Origin of the sequence: Pseudomonas sp. Z1-14, assembly GCF_051132005.1 — a bacterium.
Lineage (GTDB): Bacteria > Pseudomonadota > Gammaproteobacteria > Pseudomonadales > Pseudomonadaceae > Aquipseudomonas.
Window position 1 is genome coordinate 1,719,055 of the sequence record NZ_CP071646.1, and the last position, 15,168, is coordinate 1,734,222.

Sequence of the window (15,168 nt, forward strand, 5' to 3'; positions counted from 1 at the left end):
CTGATTGTTCAACAATCCGAGGTTTGCCCATGACCAACTCTCTTTCTCTGGCCGACCAGATCACGTTCGAACTGCGCGCGGATATCATCGGCGGTCGCCTGATCCCAGGCATGGCGCTGATAGAAAATAACCTGGTATCGGCCTACAACGCCTCACGCAACACCATTCGCGAAGCCTTACACCGTCTAGGCCAGGAAGGGCTCACCCGCTATGTGCGTAACAAAGGGGTGATGGTCCGGAGGTTGGGTAGCGATGACGTGCGGGATCTGTTCAAGGTCCGTCGTACCTTGGAGCTACAGGCCATAGTTGTCAGCGAGCCCTTGAGCGAGTACCAGTCCGACCGGATGCTTGAAGCCCTTGAAGCGGCCGAACTGGCTCGGGAGCGCGAGGACTGGCGCGCCGTTGGGACTCACGGCTTGGCCTTCCATCAGCACATCGTCGGGCTGATGCGCAGTCCTCTGCTTGATGAGTTTTTCACCAAAGTGGTCGCTCAGTTGCGCCTGGTGTTTTGTTCCGCTCCTGATGAGGCCCGTTTCCAGGTGCCTTGGCTCGCCCGAGATCGGCAGATCCATGACTGGTTGGCTGAAGGCAACAAGCTCGCGGCCCTGGAAGGTATGAGCCTTTATCTCGACGATTCCGAACAGTTGCTTCTCCAATTGTTGGCTTGCGCCACACCTCAATGATCAAAGGACTTCGCCATGCACAAAAACTACCCAGCCGCCTACCAACCCAGCAAAGGCTCAGCCTTGCAAATAGACAAACCCTTCTACGAGCGCATCCGCACCGATCAAGACAAGCGCACGCTGATCGAGCAGTTCGAGGTGCCGATCCGTACCGGTCGCGCTTGGCATGTGCCGGCCGGGTATGTGTTTCGTGTCACCACGCCGGTGGGGCCGCAAGTGGGGGACTTCAACGTCTGGAATGCCCATGATCCGCGGGAGCGCCTGTGGGCTGCGCGTACTCGGCAACTTCAGGGCGCTCATGTCAGCACTCACGATCGGTTATGGTCAAACCTGCCGTTTCTACGTCCTCTGGTGACGATCACGGATGACAGCCTGGCCGGCTACGGCATTGACGAGCATGGCGGGCGTTTGCACGACTTGCTGGGGACTCGGTGTGATCCTTACGTGAACAAGATGCTGACCGGTGAGGATTTCCACCACCATTGTCACTCGAATCTGACCCGGGCGGTGTTGCCTCATGGTTTGACCGAGTTCGATGTACACGACGTGTTGAATATTTTCCAATGCACCGGGCTGAATCATGACGACATGTATTTCATGAAGGCCTGTCCTGCGCAGAAGGGCGACTACCTGGAGTTTTTCGCTGAGATTGATTTGTTGTGTGCGCTGTCGACGTGCCCTGGTGGTGACCTGTCGTTGGCGATGTGGGGGCCGGATGCGCAGGATCCTTTAAGCGTTTGTCGTCCGCTGGGGGTGGAGATCTATCGGTTGGAGGATTCGTTGCTGCAGGGCTGGAGTCAGCCGGAGCGGGCGGCTTACAAGGGGCTGCATGGGTTGCATATTGCCAAGGCCGATTGGGAGAAGGGGACTGTCAGAAATTTTGTGTTCGGGCATAACATGCTGAAGAGGTGCATGTATGCCAACCAAAAAGAAGACGGCCTTGGAGGCCAAAGCCGAGCTCCCTTCGATCCCGAAGGAGCTGATTGATCAGTTCGTCAAAGGCCCAATGACTGCCGAGGCGATTCAGGATGCGTCGATGGCCTTCAAGAAGGCGCTTATCGAGCGAGCCCTGGGCGCAGAGCTGGGCCACCATCTTGGCTATCCTCAGGGCGCGGAGCGTCCCGAGGAGTCGAGTAACCAGCGCAACGGTAAAAGCGGCAAGACCGTTCTGACAGACGACGGTCCGCTTCGTCTGGAGATTCCCCGTGATCGCGATGGCAGCTTTGCGCCGATCCTGATTCCCAAGCATGAGCGGCGCTTTACCGGGTTCGATGACAAGATCATCGCCATGTACGCTCGGGGCATGACGGTTCGCGAGATTCGCGCGTTTCTCTTGGAACAGTACGGGACAGATGTCTCGCACGACTTCATCAGTTCGGTCACCGACGCGGTGATGGAGGAGATCGGCGCCTGGCAGCAACGACCGCTTGAGCAGATGTATCCGGTCATCTTCTTCGACGCGTTGCGGGTCAAAATCAGGGAAGAAGGACTGGTCCGCAATAAGGCCATCTACTTGGCCTTGGGCGTATTACCGGACGGAACCCGCGATATCTTGGGCATCTGGATCGAGACAACGGAAGGCGCCAAGTTCTGGATGAAGGTCTTCAATGACCTCAAGACACGCGGAGTCGAAGATGTGCTGATTGCCGTGACCGATGGTCTCAAAGGCATGCCAGAAGCCCTGAGCGCGGTGTTTCCTGAGACGACTTTGCAAACCTGCATCGTACATCTGATCCGCAACAGCCTCGACTATGCAGCCTGGGACAAACGTCGGGAACTGGCCAAAGCGCTTAAGCCGATCTATCAAGCGATCAACGCCGAGGCCGCCGAAGCGGCTTTGGACTCGTTCGAAAATGGCCCCTGGGGCAAACAGTACCCAACCATCGTAGCTGCCTGGCGACGCGCCTGGGATCGAGTCATCCCGTTTTTTGTCTTTCCGCCCGCCATCCGGAAAGTGATTTACACGACCAATGCAATCGAGAGCATCAACGCTCAACTGCGCAAGATCATTAAAACGAGGGGGCACTTCCCAACCGATGAAGCTGCCACCAAGTTAATCTGGCTGGGCTTGCGCAATATAACCGCAAACTGGGGCAGTGCAGCCCATGACTGGAAAAGCGCCATGAATCAGTTCGCGATCCTGTACGGGGATCGGTTCATCAGGCCGACGTGGTAAATGAAGGTCTGCCTAACGGCAGGCCGTTACCGGCCCGCACACAAAAAATCTGACACTCCCGGGAGAAGTGACCGCGGCTGCCTCTGTGGCGAGGGAGCAAGCTCCCTCGCCACGAAAGCGGTGTGAATCAGCGATCCTTGGCTTCTTTCGCATCCATTTCCGCATTACGCTCAGCCACGCGTTTACGTTGCTCATCCGTCAGCTCCACCTTGTTGGCGGTGTCACGCAGCATCATCAGGCCGCCAACGATCGAGCCGATGGCGACGATCAGGATTAACCAGGCATACCAGGGCATAGGGTTCTCCTTGAGTGGGCAATGGCCAAGCGAGTATTCGCTGGCCATTGCCGCTACCACTTATGAGCGAAGGCTGTTCGCAGTGGTTCCATACTACGCCGGTTATCCCGGGTCCACCTTATAGCCCGGTCAACATCGCATCGGCCGGCGCATCTGCGCGCAGTTGGGCAGTCATCACGAAATACACGAAACCCACCGCCATGAACCCCAGGAAGATCAGCCCGATCAGCGTGTTGAACCAGGCCATCGCCACCAGGCATACCACCGCCAGTGCCAGGGCGATCCCCGGTACGATCGGATAGCCGGGGGCGCGGAACGTACGTTCGAGATTCGGCTCGGTTTTGCGCAACCTGAACAGGCTGAGCATGCTCATGATGTACATGACGATGGCGCCGAACACGGCCATGGTGATCATCGCCGCGGTCAGGGTCATGCCGCCGAGGTTGATCAGGCCGTCGCTGTAGATTGCCGCGATGCCGATCAGGCCGCCGGCGATGATGGCCCGGTGCGGGGTCTGGAAACGTGACAGTTTGGCCAGGGAAGAGGGGAGGTAGCCGGCGCGGGCCAGGGCGAAGAACTGACGTGAGTAGCCGAGGATAATGCCGTGGAAGCTGGCTACCAGGCCGAACAGGCCGATCCAGACCAGCATGTGCAACCAGCCGGAGCTTTCACCGACCACGGTTTTCATGGCTTGCGGCAGGGGATCGTTGATGTTTGACAGGGTGCGCCAGTCACCGACGCCACCGGCAAAGAACATCACGCCCATGGCCAGGAACACCAAGGTCAGGATGCCGCTGATGTAGGCCTTGGGGATCGTGCGTTTCGGATCCTTGGCTTCTTCAGCGGCCATGGCCGCGCCTTCGATGGCGAGGAAGAACCAGATCGCGAAGGGAATGGCGGCGAACATGCCGGCGATGGCCGGGGCGCCGAATACGTCGGAACCGGCCCAGCCGTTCAAGGCGAAGCTACTGAAACTGAACGCAGGCGCGACCACGCCCATGAAGACCAGCAACTCGGCCACGGCAAGTACGCAGACGATCAGCTCGAAGGTCGCGGCCAGTTTCACTCCGAGGATGTTCAGGCCCATGAACACGATGTAGGCGCCGACGGCAGCGTGTTTCGGGTCGAGCGCCGGGAATTGCACGTTCAGGTAGGCGCCGATGGCCAAGGCAATGGCCGGTGGTGCGAAGACAAATTCAATCAGGGTTGCCAGGCCGGCGATCAAGCCGCCTTTTTCGCCAAAGGCTCGACGGCTGTAGGCGAACGGGCCGCCAGCGTGGGGAATGGCGGTGGTCAGTTCGGTAAAGCTGAAGATGAAGCAGGTGTACATGGCCGCGACCATGAACGACGTCACCAGAAAGCCCAGCGTGCCGGCGACTCCCCAGCCGTAGCTCCAGCCGAAATATTCACCGGAAATCACCAGGCCAACGGCGATGCCCCATAAGTGCAGGGTGCCCAGGGTGGGTTTGAGTTGTGTGTTCATCGGTGGCTCCCCTCGATAAATAGCAAAAGCGCTGGGGAGAGGGCAGTGCAGTGGGCGTGCCAGTAAGGCAGTCGCGGTCGTAATGGGTCGAATCAGGTCGTATCGGGGATGTTCCACACCGAATTGTGGTATTCGGTGCCCCAGTTCAGCGCCCTGGAGCCACGGCTTGCCGTTATCTCGTGCAGACCTGTGGCACCACCGGCTTCTACAAACGGGCGCCCTTCGAGAAAAGCTCGGTCTGGTCATCAAGGCATTCAAGCAGCGCCGCTTTCCAGTGGGGCTGGCTGATTCCCCAATCACGCTCCAACCGGCTGCAATCAAGTCTTGAATTAAGCGGACGTACCGCTGCCGCTGGATACTCACTGGAGGAAATAGGTAGCAAAGTTGCGCAAGGTTTGCCCTGTCGTTGCAACGTATCGCCGATAGCCTGGGCGAACCCATACCAGGATACCTGGCCTTGAGCGGTCAAGTGATAGGTCCCCCATTTCGCTGTTCCGCGTTGCCACCCTTCGATAAGCGCCAGGGTGCTGGCAGCGATTGAGCCCGTCCACGTTGGGGCACCTATCTGGTCATCCACGACTCGCAACTCGGATTTTTCCTGAAGAAGCCGCTGCATGGTCAGTAGAAAATTGCGTCCATAGGACGAATACACCCAGCTGGTTCGAAGAATCAGGTGCTTACCGTTGACAGCAGAAACGGCTTGCTCACCTGCCAGTTTGCTCTTGCCGTAAACGCCGAGCGGGTTAGGTGCGTCATCTTCGTTGTAAGGCTCGGTTTTATTGCCGTCAAATACGTAGTCAGTGGAGTAATGAATCAGCGGTATATCGAGTGCAAACGCTTCCTCTGCTAAAACGCCAGGTGCTACTGCATTAAGAGCGAAGGCTGCCTCTGGCTCGCTTTCCGCCTGGTCGACGCCTGTGTGTCCAGCAGCGTTGATGATCAGGTCCGGATGGAGGTTTCGGACCGTTTGGCGGATCAACTGCGGCTGTGCCAGGTCGAGTTGGTCGCGCCCCATGACGATCAATTCCCCGACGTTGCGCAGCCGCCGCTGCAGCTCACGGGATACCTGGCCATGTTGGCCGCAGATAAGCACTCTCATGGCCGCAGCCCGACGGAGTTGATCTCCTCTCCCGCTACTTGGGCGAGGTATTGACCGTAGCCGATCTTGCCGAAATAACGGGCGCGCTCAAGCAGCTGTTCGCGGCTGATCCAGCCATTGTGATAAGCGATCTCTTCGAGACAGGCCACTTTCAGTCCCTGGCGATGTTCGATGGTCTGCACGTATTGCGAGGCATCGAGGAGGCTGTCATGAGTCCCGGTGTCGAGCCAGGCGAAGCCGCGACCGAAGCGCTCTACCTGCAAGTCACCACGCTGAAGATAGGCATTGTTGATGTCAGTGATTTCCAGCTCACCACGTGGCGAGGGCTTGACTGCCTTGGCAATGTCGATCACGTCGTTGTCGTAGAAATACAAGCCGGTAACCGCGTAGTTGGATTTTGGCTTCTGAGGTTTTTCCTCAATCGACAAGGCACAACCATTGCTGTCGAAATCGATCACCCCGAAGCGCTCCGGGTCCTTCACCCAATAACCGAACACTGTCGCGCCTGAGGGGCGTTCGGCTGCCCGTTGCAGCTGTGCACCGAAGTACGCTCCGTGGAAGATATTGTCACCAAGAATCAGGCACACCGGATCCGTGCCGATGAACTCTTCGCCAATCAGAAAGGCCTGGGCCAGGCCATCCGGTGACGGTTGGATCGCATAGCTGAACTTGACCCCGAACTGACTGCCGTCCTGCAGTAGATTCCGGTATTGCGGCAAATCCTGAGGAGTGGAAATAACCAATATTTCCCTGATGCCAGCCAACATCAATACCGATATCGGGTAATAGATCATCGGTTTGTCATAAACCGGCAACAGCTGTTTCGATACGCCAAGAGTGATGGGATGCAAACGCGTGCCCGAGCCACCCGCCAATACAATGCCTTTCATTATGCGAGCAGCTCCTTTTTATTGATGAATCCAAGGCGTTCGCCTTGATAACTGCCGTCTTGAACGCGACGGCACCATTCGAGGTTTTCCAAATACCATCTGACCGTTTTCCGCAGGCCGGACTCGAATGTTTCTTGCGGTACCCAGCCCAGTTCCTGCTCGATTTTCCCGGCGTCGATGGCGTATCGCTGATCGTGACCGGGGCGGTCCTGGACGAAGGTGATCAGGTCGGCAAAGTGGGCGATGCCCTCAGGCTTTTGCGGTGCGAGCTCTTCCAGCAACTGGCAGATGCCCCGAACCACGTCGATGTTCTTTTGCTCGTTGTGCCCGCCAATGTTGTAGGTTTCGCCGACCTTGCCCGTGGTGACCACTTTGAGTAACGCCCGAGCGTGATCCTCGACAAATAGCCAGTCACGTACCTGCAGGCCGTTGCCATATACCGGCAGAGGCTTGCCAGCCAAGGCGTTGAGGATGACAAGAGGAATGAGCTTCTCGGGGAAGTGGAACGGTCCATAGTTGTTTGAACAGTTGGTCAGCAGCACCGGAAGGCCATAGGTGCGATGCCAGGCGCGGACCAGATGATCGGACGCTGCCTTGCTGGCGGAGTAGGGCGAGCTTGGGGCGTAGGGAGTGGTTTCCGTGAACAGATCGTCGACGCCGTGCAGGTCGCCATAGACCTCGTCGGTCGAGATGTGATGGAAACGAAAGGCACTTTGCTCCGGCTCGGCAAGGGTTTGCCAATAGGCGCGGGTGGCCTCGAGCAGGCTGTAGGTGCCGACGATGTTGGTCTGGATGAAGTCCGATGGCCCGTCAATGGATCGGTCGACATGGGATTCCGCGGCGAGATGCATGATCGCTTGGGGTTGGAAACGCGCCAGGACCGCGCTGACGGTCGCCTGGTCAACGATATCGGCCTGCACGAATTCGTAGCGACTGTTACTGGCAACGCTGACGAGCGATTCGAGGTTGCCAGCGTACGTCAGTTTGTCCAGGTTGAGGACTTGATGACCAGAGTGCTCGATCAGCTCGCGAATCAGGGCAGAGCCTATGAAACCGGCACCGCCGGTGATGAGGATACGCATATGAGTCCAGCCTTTTCCCAGTAAGTCGATGACGCATGAACCGTAGCTTGTCGGCATGAGTCGGGTAGCGCAATAGAAGTGTCGGCCCGATTCGGGATTTGTAGAGCCTAGTCGATGGGAAAATAAGTGACGCCGTCTGAGGCGGGCTTGCGAGTCCACCCCGATTACCCATTTTTTACAGATTCTTTATCCCCCACCCCCTGCCTCGATCTCGCGCCTTTACACCCTCCCTGCCGACAATCCCCCCACACACGGCACGACGCCGTACCACGGAGAAATCCCATGAGTGTTCTGGACGGGGTGTCATTGCTGCTGGCAGTGGCGCTGTTCATTTATCTGCTGGTTGCGCTGTTGCGCGCGGATCGGAACTAGGAGCGGTTATGCACGGTTATGACTTCGGGCTGATCCTCGGCTTTTTTGCTCTGGTGCTGATTCCGGCACCGTTTCTGGGACGGTTTTACTACCGGGTGATGGAGGGCCAGCGTACCTGGCTGTCGCCGATTCTTGGGCCGGTGGAGCGCGGTTGCTACAAGGTGGCCGGCGTTGATCCGACTGCCGAGCAGAGTTGGCAGAAGTACACCCTGGCCTTGCTCGCGTTCAATCTGGCGGGATTTGTGCTGTTGTTTGCGATCCTGTTGTTGCAGGGTCATTTGCCACTTAACCCGGAAAAGCTGCCAGGCATGGAATGGACCCAGGCCTTCAATACGGCGGTCAGCTTCGCGACCAACACCAACTGGCAGTCCTACAGCGGCGAGGCGTCCCTCAGTTATTTGAGCCAGATGGTCGGTCTGACGGTGCAGAACTTCGTCAGCGCCGCCACCGGCCTGGCCGTGCTGGTGGCGCTGTGTCGTGGGATCGGGCGCAAGTCCGCGGCGACGTTGGGCAATTTCTGGGTCGACATGACCCGTGCCACCCTCTATGGACTGTTGCCGCTGTGCCTGGTGCTGGCGCTGTTTCTGGTGTGGCAGGGCGTGCCGCAAACCTTCGCGCAGTATGTGCACGGGGTGACGATGCAGGGCGTCGACCAGGTGATTCCATTGGGCCCGGCCGCCAGCCAGATTGCGATCAAGCAACTGGGCACCAACGGCGGTGGTTTTTTCGGTGTCAACTCGGCGCACCCGTTCGAGAACCCGACGGCCTGGAGCAACCTGTTTGAAGTCGCGTCGATCATCCTGATCCCGGCGGCGCTGGTGTTCACCTTCGGCCATTACGTCAAGGACCTGCGCCAGAGCCGGGCGATCATCGCCTGCATGCTGGCGCTGTTCCTGATCGGCGGCGCAACGTCGCTGTGGGCGGAATTCCAACCCAACCCGGCCCTTGATCACGCGGCCGTTGAACAGGCCGCGCCGCTGGAAGGCAAGGAGTCACGTTTCGGCACCACGGCCACGGTGCTCTGGTCGGTGACCACCACGGCGGCGTCCAACGGCTCGGTCAATGCGATGCACGACAGCCTCAACCCGCTGAGTGGCATGGTCGCGCTGGTGAACATGATGCTGGGCGAAGTGATTTTCGGCGGTGTTGGCGCCGGGCTCTACGGGATGTTGCTCAACGTATTGATCGCGGTGTTCCTGGCCGGGTTGATGATCGGTCGTACGCCGGAATACCTGGGCAAGAAACTCGGCGCCCGGGAAGTGCAGTTGCTGGTAGTGACGCTGCTGGTGATGCCGGTGAGTGTGCTGGTGCTCGGCGCGATTGCCGCAAGCCTGCCCGGGCCCGCCGCGGCGGTGAGCAATCCTGGCGCTCATGGCTTCAGTCAGTTGCTCTACGCCTACACCTCGGCGGGGGCGAACAACGGTTCTGCGTTTGCCGGTTTCGGCGCCAACACGCCGTTCCATAACCTGATGCTGGGCCTTGGCATGTTGATTGGCCGTTTCGGCTACATCCTGCCGGTGCTGGCGTTGGCCGGCAGCCTGGCGCTGAAGAAAACCGCACCGATCGGCCAGAACAGCTTCCCAACCCACGGCCCGCTGTTCGTGACCCTGCTGACCGTGACCATCCTCCTGGTGGGTGGCCTGACGTTCTTGCCGACCCTGGCCCTGGGGCCGATCGCCGAACACCTGAGCATGGGTTTCTGAGGAACAGATGATGAATATGCCAATGAGCAAAACCGTCGTCGCCAAGGCGCCGGAACAACCGCAAACCCAGCTGTCGGCGCTGTGGCGGCCGGCGCTGGTGCAAGCCTTCGTCAAGCTCGATCCGCGTCAGTTGCACCGCGCCCCGGTAATGCTGGTGGTGGAGCTGACCGCAATCCTCACCACCGTGCTCTGCCTGGTTCCCGACGACGCCGTACCGACTTTCGTCGCTGCGCAGATCGCCCTGTGGCTGTGGTTCACCGTGTTGTTTGCCAACTTCGCCGAAGCCCTGGCCGAGGGTCGTGGAAAGGCCCGTGCCGACAGCCTCAAGGCCGGCAGCGAAGGCCTCAGCGCTCGTCGCCAGACGGCGGACGGCTTTGAAGTGATTCCCGCCACCCGTTTGCGCAAAGGTGACGTGGTGCGTGTCGCCGCAGGGGAAATGATCCCTGGCGACGGGGAAGTGATCGAGGGCATCGCGGCGGTCAACGAAGCGGCGATCACCGGGGAGTCGGCACCGGTCATCCGCGAATCCGGCGGGGATCGCTCGGCGGTCACCGGCAATACGCGGCTGGTCTCCGACTGGTTGCTGGTACGCATCACCAGCAATCCCGGCGAATCCACCCTGGACCGCATGATTGCCCTGGTCGAAGGCGCCAAGCGCCAGAAAACCCCGAACGAAGTGGCGCTGGACATCCTGCTGATCGGCCTGACGCTGATCTTCCTCCTGGTGGTGGTGACGCTGCAGCCCTTCGCCCATTTTGCCAATGGCAGCCTGCCGCTGGTGTTCCTCGTGGCGCTGTTGGTGACCTTGATTCCCACCACCATCGGCGGGCTGCTGTCGGCGATCGGCATCGCCGGGATGGACCGTCTGGTGCGCCTGAACGTCATCGCCAAATCCGGCCGCGCGGTGGAGGCGGCGGGCGATGTCCACGTGCTGATGCTGGACAAGACCGGCACCATCACCTTTGGCAACCGTCGCTGTGCGGCGATCTATGCCGCCCCTGGGGTGAGCGCCAAGGAGCTGGCTGAAGGCGCGTTGTTCGCCTCGTTGGCCGATGATACGGCCGAAGGCAAATCCATCGTCGAGTATCTGCGCGGCTTGCATCCCCAGCCCGAGCCGGCTTTGGACGCGCTGACGGCAGTGCCATTCAGCGCGGAAACCCGATTGTCCGGCGTGGATCATCAGGGGCGCGTCTATCGCAAGGGCGCGGTGGATTCCTTGCTGAGTTTCATCGGCCTGCCACGCAACGAGCTGCCGCCGGTACTGGCGCGGGAAATCGACAAGATCGCCCAGAGCGGCGGCACGCCGTTGCTGGTCTGCGTGGACGGCAGATTGCTCGGTGCCATTCACCTCAAGGACGTGGTCAAGCCCGGGATCCGCGAGCGCTTTGCCGAACTGCGCAAGCTGGGCATCCGCACCGTCATGGTCACCGGTGACAACCCGCTGACCGCTGCCGCGATTGCCGCCGAGGCGGGCGTCGATGATGTACTGGCGGAGGCCACGCCGGAGAAAAAACTGGCGCGCATCCGTCACGAACAGAACGACGGCCGGCTGGTCGCCATGTGCGGCGACGGCGCCAACGACGCCCCGGCCCTGGCCCAGGCCGATGTCGGCATGGCGATGAACGACGGCACCCAGGCGGCGCGGGAGGCGGCCAACATGGTCGATCTCGACAGCGACCCGACCAAGTTGCTGGACGTGGTCCAGATCGGCAAGGAATTGCTGGTAACCCGTGGGGCCCTGACGACTTTTTCCATCGCCAATGACATCGCCAAGTACTTTGCGATTTTGCCGGCGCTGTTCGCCTCGATTTATCCACAGCTCGGCGTGTTGAACGTCATGCACCTGAACAGCCCACAGAGCGCGATCCTCTCGGCCATCGTCTTCAATGCCCTGATCATCGTCGTGCTGATCCCCCTGGCCTTGCGTGGCGTGCGAGTGCAGGCGGCGAGTGCGGCCGCGTTGCTGCGACGCAATCTGCTGATCTACGGCCTCGGCGGGATCGCGGTGCCGTTCGTGGGGATCAAGGCGATTGATCTGTTGCTGACGGGGTTGGGATTGGTTTGAGCCTGAAGACATCCATCACAGATGTATTTTCAACTGAGGATTTGAGATGTTCACCATGATTCGCCCGGCCCTGAGCCTGTTATTGCTGATGACCCTGATCACTGGCGTCGCCTACCCGTTGTTCGTCACCGGCGTGGCACAAATCGCTTTTCCGGAGCAGGCCAACGGCAGTCTGATCCATGATGCCGACGGCAAGGTCCGCGGTTCCCGGTTGATCGCCCAGGACTTCACCGGCGATGCCTGGTTTCATCCGCGCCCTTCGGCCGGCGCCTTCGCCACGGTCGCCAGCGGCGCGAGCAACTTTTCCCCGAGCAACCCGGCGCTGGCCGCCCGGGTCATCGATGACGCCGGCAAGCTGCAAGTGCCCGGCCAGGGACCGGTGCCCCTGGCGCTGCTGAGCACTTCCGGCAGCGGCCTGGATCCGCACTTGCCTCCGGCCGCGATTGCCTATCAACTGGCGCGTGTCGCCGCGGCGCGCAACTTGCCGGTGTCGACGTTGCAGCAGTTGCTTGACAGCCATATCGAGCGGTCCCTGGTGGGCCCGCCCGTGGTGAATGTGCTGGCGCTGAACCTGGCCCTGGAAAACCTGTAAACCCATGTGGGAGCGAGCCTGCTCGCTCCCACAGGGTGTTCATCAAATCTGAAAGAGAGCCAGCATGAGCGACTCCGGCCGCGCCGATGCACTGTTAGCCAACCTGCCACGCAACGACCGTGGCCGCCTCAAGGTTTTCCTCGGCGCCGCCCCAGGCGTGGGCAAGACCTACGCCATGCTGCAAGCGGCCCATACCCGGTTGCGCCAAGGAACGAACGTCATCGCCGCGGTCGTCGAGACCCACGGGCGCGCCGAGACCGAAGCCTTGTTGAATGGCCTGGCGCAGCAGCCGATGGTGCGTTCGGAATACCGCGGCGTGATGCTCGAGGAGATGGATCTCGACGGCCTGCTTGCCGCACGCCCGAGCCTGGCGCTGGTGGACGAGCTGGCCCATAGCAACGCTCCCGGCAGCCGCCATGCCAAGCGCTGGCAAGACATCCAGGAACTGCTCGCCGCCGGTATCGACGTCTTCACCACGGTCAACGTCCAGCATCTGGAAAGCCTCAACGATCAGGTTCGTGGCATCACCGGAGTGCAGGTGCGCGAGACTTTGCCGGACTGGGTCTTGCAGGAAGCCGATGAGCTGCTGCTGATCGACCTGCCACCGCGCGAACTGCTGGAGCGTCTGCGCGACGGCAAGGTCTATGTGCCGGAACAGGCCCGCGCGGCGATCGATGCGTTTTTCACCCAGACCAATCTCACCGCCCTGCGTGAGCTGGCCATGCAGACCGCTGCCGCGCAAGTGGACAACGACCTGGCCCAGGGTTATCGACAACTGGGCCAGTCGGCCCCGGCGGTCCAGGGCCGGTTGCTGGTGGGCGTGGACGCTGATCACCAGGCCGAACGGCTGGTGCGCCACGCCAGCCGGGTCGCCCAGCGCCGGCATCTGCCCTGGAGCGTGGTGCATGTAGACAACGGCACGGCACGGGACGAGTCCTCGCGCCAGCGTCTGCAGAGCGCCCAGCAACTGGCGGAACGCCTTGGCGGCGAGGTGGTGCTGCTGCGGGCGGGAGAGGTCGCCAGGACGCTTATCCAGCACGCGATGCAACGGCGTGCCACGTTGGTGCTGGTGGGGCAGTCCCGCCGGCGTTTGCGCAGGCGCCTGTTCGGCGGCGGCCTGGCTTCGCGATTGCTGCGCGATGCCCGTGGGCTGGAGATCAACGTGCTGGACGGCGATGAAACACCGCCGCCGCCCCGCCTGCGTCCGGGCACCGTCCAGACCGGGTTCGACTATGCGCTGGCGGTGGTGGCTACGCTGGCCGCCAGTGCCCTGGCCTGGGGGATTTCCGGGTTGCTTGCGTTGCCCAATATCTCCCTGGTATTCCTGATGGCGGTGTTGCTGGTGGCGGTGCGCAGCAGCCTCGGCCCGGCGCTGGCCTGTGCGGCGCTGTCGTTCCTGGCGTACGACTTTCTGTTCATCCCGCCGAATTTTTCGCTGACGATCCAGCGCGAAGAAGACGTGCTGACGCTGGTTTTTTTCCTCTTGATGGCCGCCCTGACCGGCAACCTCGCGGCGCGCCAGCGTCGGCAATTGCAGGCGCTGCGCGACACCCAGCAGGAAACCGCTGAGCTGCTCGATCTGTCGCGCAAACTGACGGCCGCGACCGATCGCCAGGCCGTAATCAGCGCCGCCGTGCAGCACCTCAACAGCGAGGGCGATTTGCAACTGTGCCTGCTCAAGCGCGACGCACAGCACGGCTGGCACGTCGAGACGGCCGAACCGTTGACCTTCACCGAGGCCGAGCGCGCTGCCGCCGACTGGTCCTGGCAGCACGATCAGCCGGCCGGCGCCGGCACCGCGACGCTGCCGTCCGGGCGCTGGTGGTGGTGGCCCTTGTCGTCCGAGGGTGGCCCGTTGGGCCTGTTGGGAGTCTGCCTGAAAGACGGCAAGCCGTTGAGCGGTCAACGTCGCCGCTTGCTGGCGGCGCTCAGCCAGCCGCTGGCCCAGGCGCTGGCTCGGGCGCAGCTGGCGCAGGACCTGGAAGCGGCGCGGCTGCACGGCGAAACCGAGCAATTGCGCAGCGCCTTGTTGGCCTCCGTCTCCCATGATTTGCGCACGCCCTTGACTTCCATGCGCGGCAGCATCGACAGCCTGCTGGCGCTGGGCGAGGCGATCCCGCTGCAGGACCGTCGCGAATTGCTCGAAGGCACCCGCGACGAAGCCGAACGCCTGGATCGTTATATCCAGAACCTGCTCGATATGACCCGCCTCGGCCACGGTGCGCTGAAGCTGGCGCGCGATTGGGTATCGCCGGCCGACATCGTTGCCAGTGCGTTGAACCGGTTGCGGGCGGTACTGGCGCCACTGGCGGTCAGCATCGAAGTGCCAACCGGATTGCCGCTGTTGTATGTCCATGCGGCGCTGATCGAACAGGCGCTGGTCAACGTGCTGGAAAACGCCGCGCGGTTTTCGCCGGCCCATGGTCGGTTGCTGTTGAGCGCCGCAGCGACGACCGATGAAATATGCTTCGCCGTGGCCGATGAAGGGCCCGGAATTCCCGAGCCGGAGCGTGAGAAAATCTTCGACATGTTCTACACCGCTGCGCGCGGCGACCGTGGCGGGCAGGGCACCGGGCTGGGGCTGGCGATCTGTCAGGGCATGGTCGGCGCCCATGGCGGGCGGATCAGCGTCGACGAGGGGCTCGATGGGCGCGGCACCTGCATCACCTTGCACCTGCCCTTGCAGGCACAACCGGGCATGGACGATGAAGCCTGACTGGCGCTGCGT

12 protein-coding genes and 1 pseudogene are annotated in these 15,168 nt (G+C 61.3%); 8 read left to right on the forward strand and 5 right to left on the reverse strand.

Annotated elements, in window-relative coordinates:
- Window positions 1-29: 29 nt before the first annotated feature.
- From J3P89_RS08025 to J3P89_RS08035, 3 genes and pseudogenes are all read left to right on the forward strand, one after another.
- Window positions 30-683 carry a GntR family transcriptional regulator gene (locus J3P89_RS08025; RefSeq protein WP_434697215.1) on the forward strand — a complete coding sequence of 218 codons (654 nt, stop codon included), beginning with the start codon at window positions 30-32 and terminating at the stop codon, window positions 681-683.
- A gap of 15 nt (window positions 684-698) precedes the next feature.
- A pseudogene (locus J3P89_RS08030) lies at window positions 699-1,547 on the forward strand (urea carboxylase-associated family protein); the annotation flags it as partial.
- Between the two features lie 52 nt (window positions 1,548-1,599).
- Window positions 1,600-2,859, forward strand: a complete 1,260-nt coding sequence (locus J3P89_RS08035; RefSeq protein WP_434577927.1) for an IS256 family transposase — start codon at window positions 1,600-1,602, stop codon at window positions 2,857-2,859.
- Between the two features lie 127 nt (window positions 2,860-2,986).
- Here the strand turns inward: J3P89_RS08035 and J3P89_RS08040 are convergent, their stop codons facing one another.
- From J3P89_RS08040 to rfbB, 5 genes are all read right to left on the reverse strand, one after another.
- Window positions 2,987-3,154: a DUF2897 family protein gene (locus J3P89_RS08040; protein WP_003183831.1), complete on the reverse strand. Its 168-nt coding sequence runs from the start codon at window positions 3,152-3,154 to the stop codon at window positions 2,987-2,989.
- Window positions 3,155-3,272: 118 nt separating this feature from the next.
- Entirely contained in the window at window positions 3,273-4,637 is a 1,365-nt protein-coding gene (gene eat / locus J3P89_RS08045; RefSeq protein WP_434697216.1) for an ethanolamine permease, read from the reverse strand.
- 205 nt (window positions 4,638-4,842) lie between these two features.
- Window positions 4,843-5,736, reverse strand: a complete 894-nt coding sequence (gene rfbD, locus J3P89_RS08050) for a dTDP-4-dehydrorhamnose reductase (protein ID WP_434697217.1) — start codon at window positions 5,734-5,736, stop codon at window positions 4,843-4,845.
- Window positions 5,733-6,629 carry a glucose-1-phosphate thymidylyltransferase RfbA gene (rfbA, locus tag J3P89_RS08055; RefSeq protein WP_434697963.1) on the reverse strand — a complete coding sequence of 299 codons (897 nt, stop codon included), beginning with the start codon at window positions 6,627-6,629 and terminating at the stop codon, window positions 5,733-5,735. The genes rfbD and rfbA overlap by 4 nt, the downstream gene beginning before the upstream one ends.
- Complete coding sequence (rfbB, locus tag J3P89_RS08060) at window positions 6,626-7,708, reverse strand: dTDP-glucose 4,6-dehydratase (protein ID WP_434697218.1); 1,083 nt, start codon at window positions 7,706-7,708, stop codon at window positions 6,626-6,628. Before rfbB ends, rfbA begins: the two co-directional genes overlap by 4 nt.
- Before the next feature lie 282 nt (window positions 7,709-7,990).
- On the opposite strand from rfbB, the gene kdpF reads away from it, so the two are divergent.
- From kdpF to J3P89_RS08085, 5 genes are all read left to right on the forward strand, one after another.
- The gene (gene kdpF, locus J3P89_RS08065; RefSeq protein ID WP_003218754.1) at window positions 7,991-8,080 is read left to right on the forward strand and encodes a K(+)-transporting ATPase subunit F; all 90 of its coding nucleotides are present in this window, start codon (window positions 7,991-7,993) and stop codon (window positions 8,078-8,080) included.
- Between the two features lie 8 nt (window positions 8,081-8,088).
- On the forward strand, window positions 8,089-9,783 hold the full coding sequence (gene kdpA, locus J3P89_RS08070) for a potassium-transporting ATPase subunit KdpA (RefSeq protein WP_434697219.1): 1,695 nt from the start codon (window positions 8,089-8,091) through the stop codon (window positions 9,781-9,783).
- A gap of 10 nt (window positions 9,784-9,793) precedes the next feature.
- Entirely contained in the window at window positions 9,794-11,848 is a 2,055-nt protein-coding gene (kdpB, locus tag J3P89_RS08075; RefSeq protein ID WP_305499722.1) for a potassium-transporting ATPase subunit KdpB, read from the forward strand.
- Window positions 11,849-11,894: 46 nt separating this feature from the next.
- Window positions 11,895-12,440, forward strand: a complete 546-nt coding sequence (gene kdpC, locus J3P89_RS08080; RefSeq protein WP_434656550.1) for a potassium-transporting ATPase subunit KdpC — start codon at window positions 11,895-11,897, stop codon at window positions 12,438-12,440.
- A 64-nt stretch (window positions 12,441-12,504) separates the two neighbouring features.
- Entirely contained in the window at window positions 12,505-15,156 is a 2,652-nt protein-coding gene (locus J3P89_RS08085; RefSeq protein ID WP_434697220.1) for a DUF4118 domain-containing protein, read from the forward strand.
- Window positions 15,157-15,168: the final 12 nt, after the last annotated feature.

Excerpts from the sequence above, each read along its gene's own strand:
- kdpB (WP_305499722.1), top strand. The coding sequence starts at position 9,794 with ATGAATATGCCAATGAGCAAAACCGTCGTCGCCAAGGCGCCGGAACAA.
- rfbD (WP_434697217.1), bottom strand. The coding sequence starts at position 5,736 with ATGAGAGTGCTTATCTGCGGCCAACATGGCCAGGTATCCCGTGAGCTG.
- rfbB (WP_434697218.1), bottom strand. The coding sequence starts at position 7,708 with ATGCGTATCCTCATCACCGGCGGTGCCGGTTTCATAGGCTCTGCCCTG.
- J3P89_RS08040 (WP_003183831.1), bottom strand. The coding sequence starts at position 3,154 with ATGCCCTGGTATGCCTGGTTAATCCTGATCGTCGCCATCGGCTCGATC.
- J3P89_RS08085 (WP_434697220.1), top strand. The coding sequence starts at position 12,505 with ATGAGCGACTCCGGCCGCGCCGATGCACTGTTAGCCAACCTGCCACGC.
- eat (WP_434697216.1), bottom strand. The coding sequence starts at position 4,637 with ATGAACACACAACTCAAACCCACCCTGGGCACCCTGCACTTATGGGGC.
- J3P89_RS08025 (WP_434697215.1), top strand. The coding sequence starts at position 30 with ATGACCAACTCTCTTTCTCTGGCCGACCAGATCACGTTCGAACTGCGC.
- kdpA (WP_434697219.1), top strand. The coding sequence starts at position 8,089 with ATGCACGGTTATGACTTCGGGCTGATCCTCGGCTTTTTTGCTCTGGTG.
- kdpF (WP_003218754.1), top strand. The coding sequence starts at position 7,991 with ATGAGTGTTCTGGACGGGGTGTCATTGCTGCTGGCAGTGGCGCTGTTC.
- J3P89_RS08035 (WP_434577927.1), top strand. The coding sequence starts at position 1,600 with ATGCCAACCAAAAAGAAGACGGCCTTGGAGGCCAAAGCCGAGCTCCCT.
- kdpC (WP_434656550.1), top strand. The coding sequence starts at position 11,895 with ATGTTCACCATGATTCGCCCGGCCCTGAGCCTGTTATTGCTGATGACC.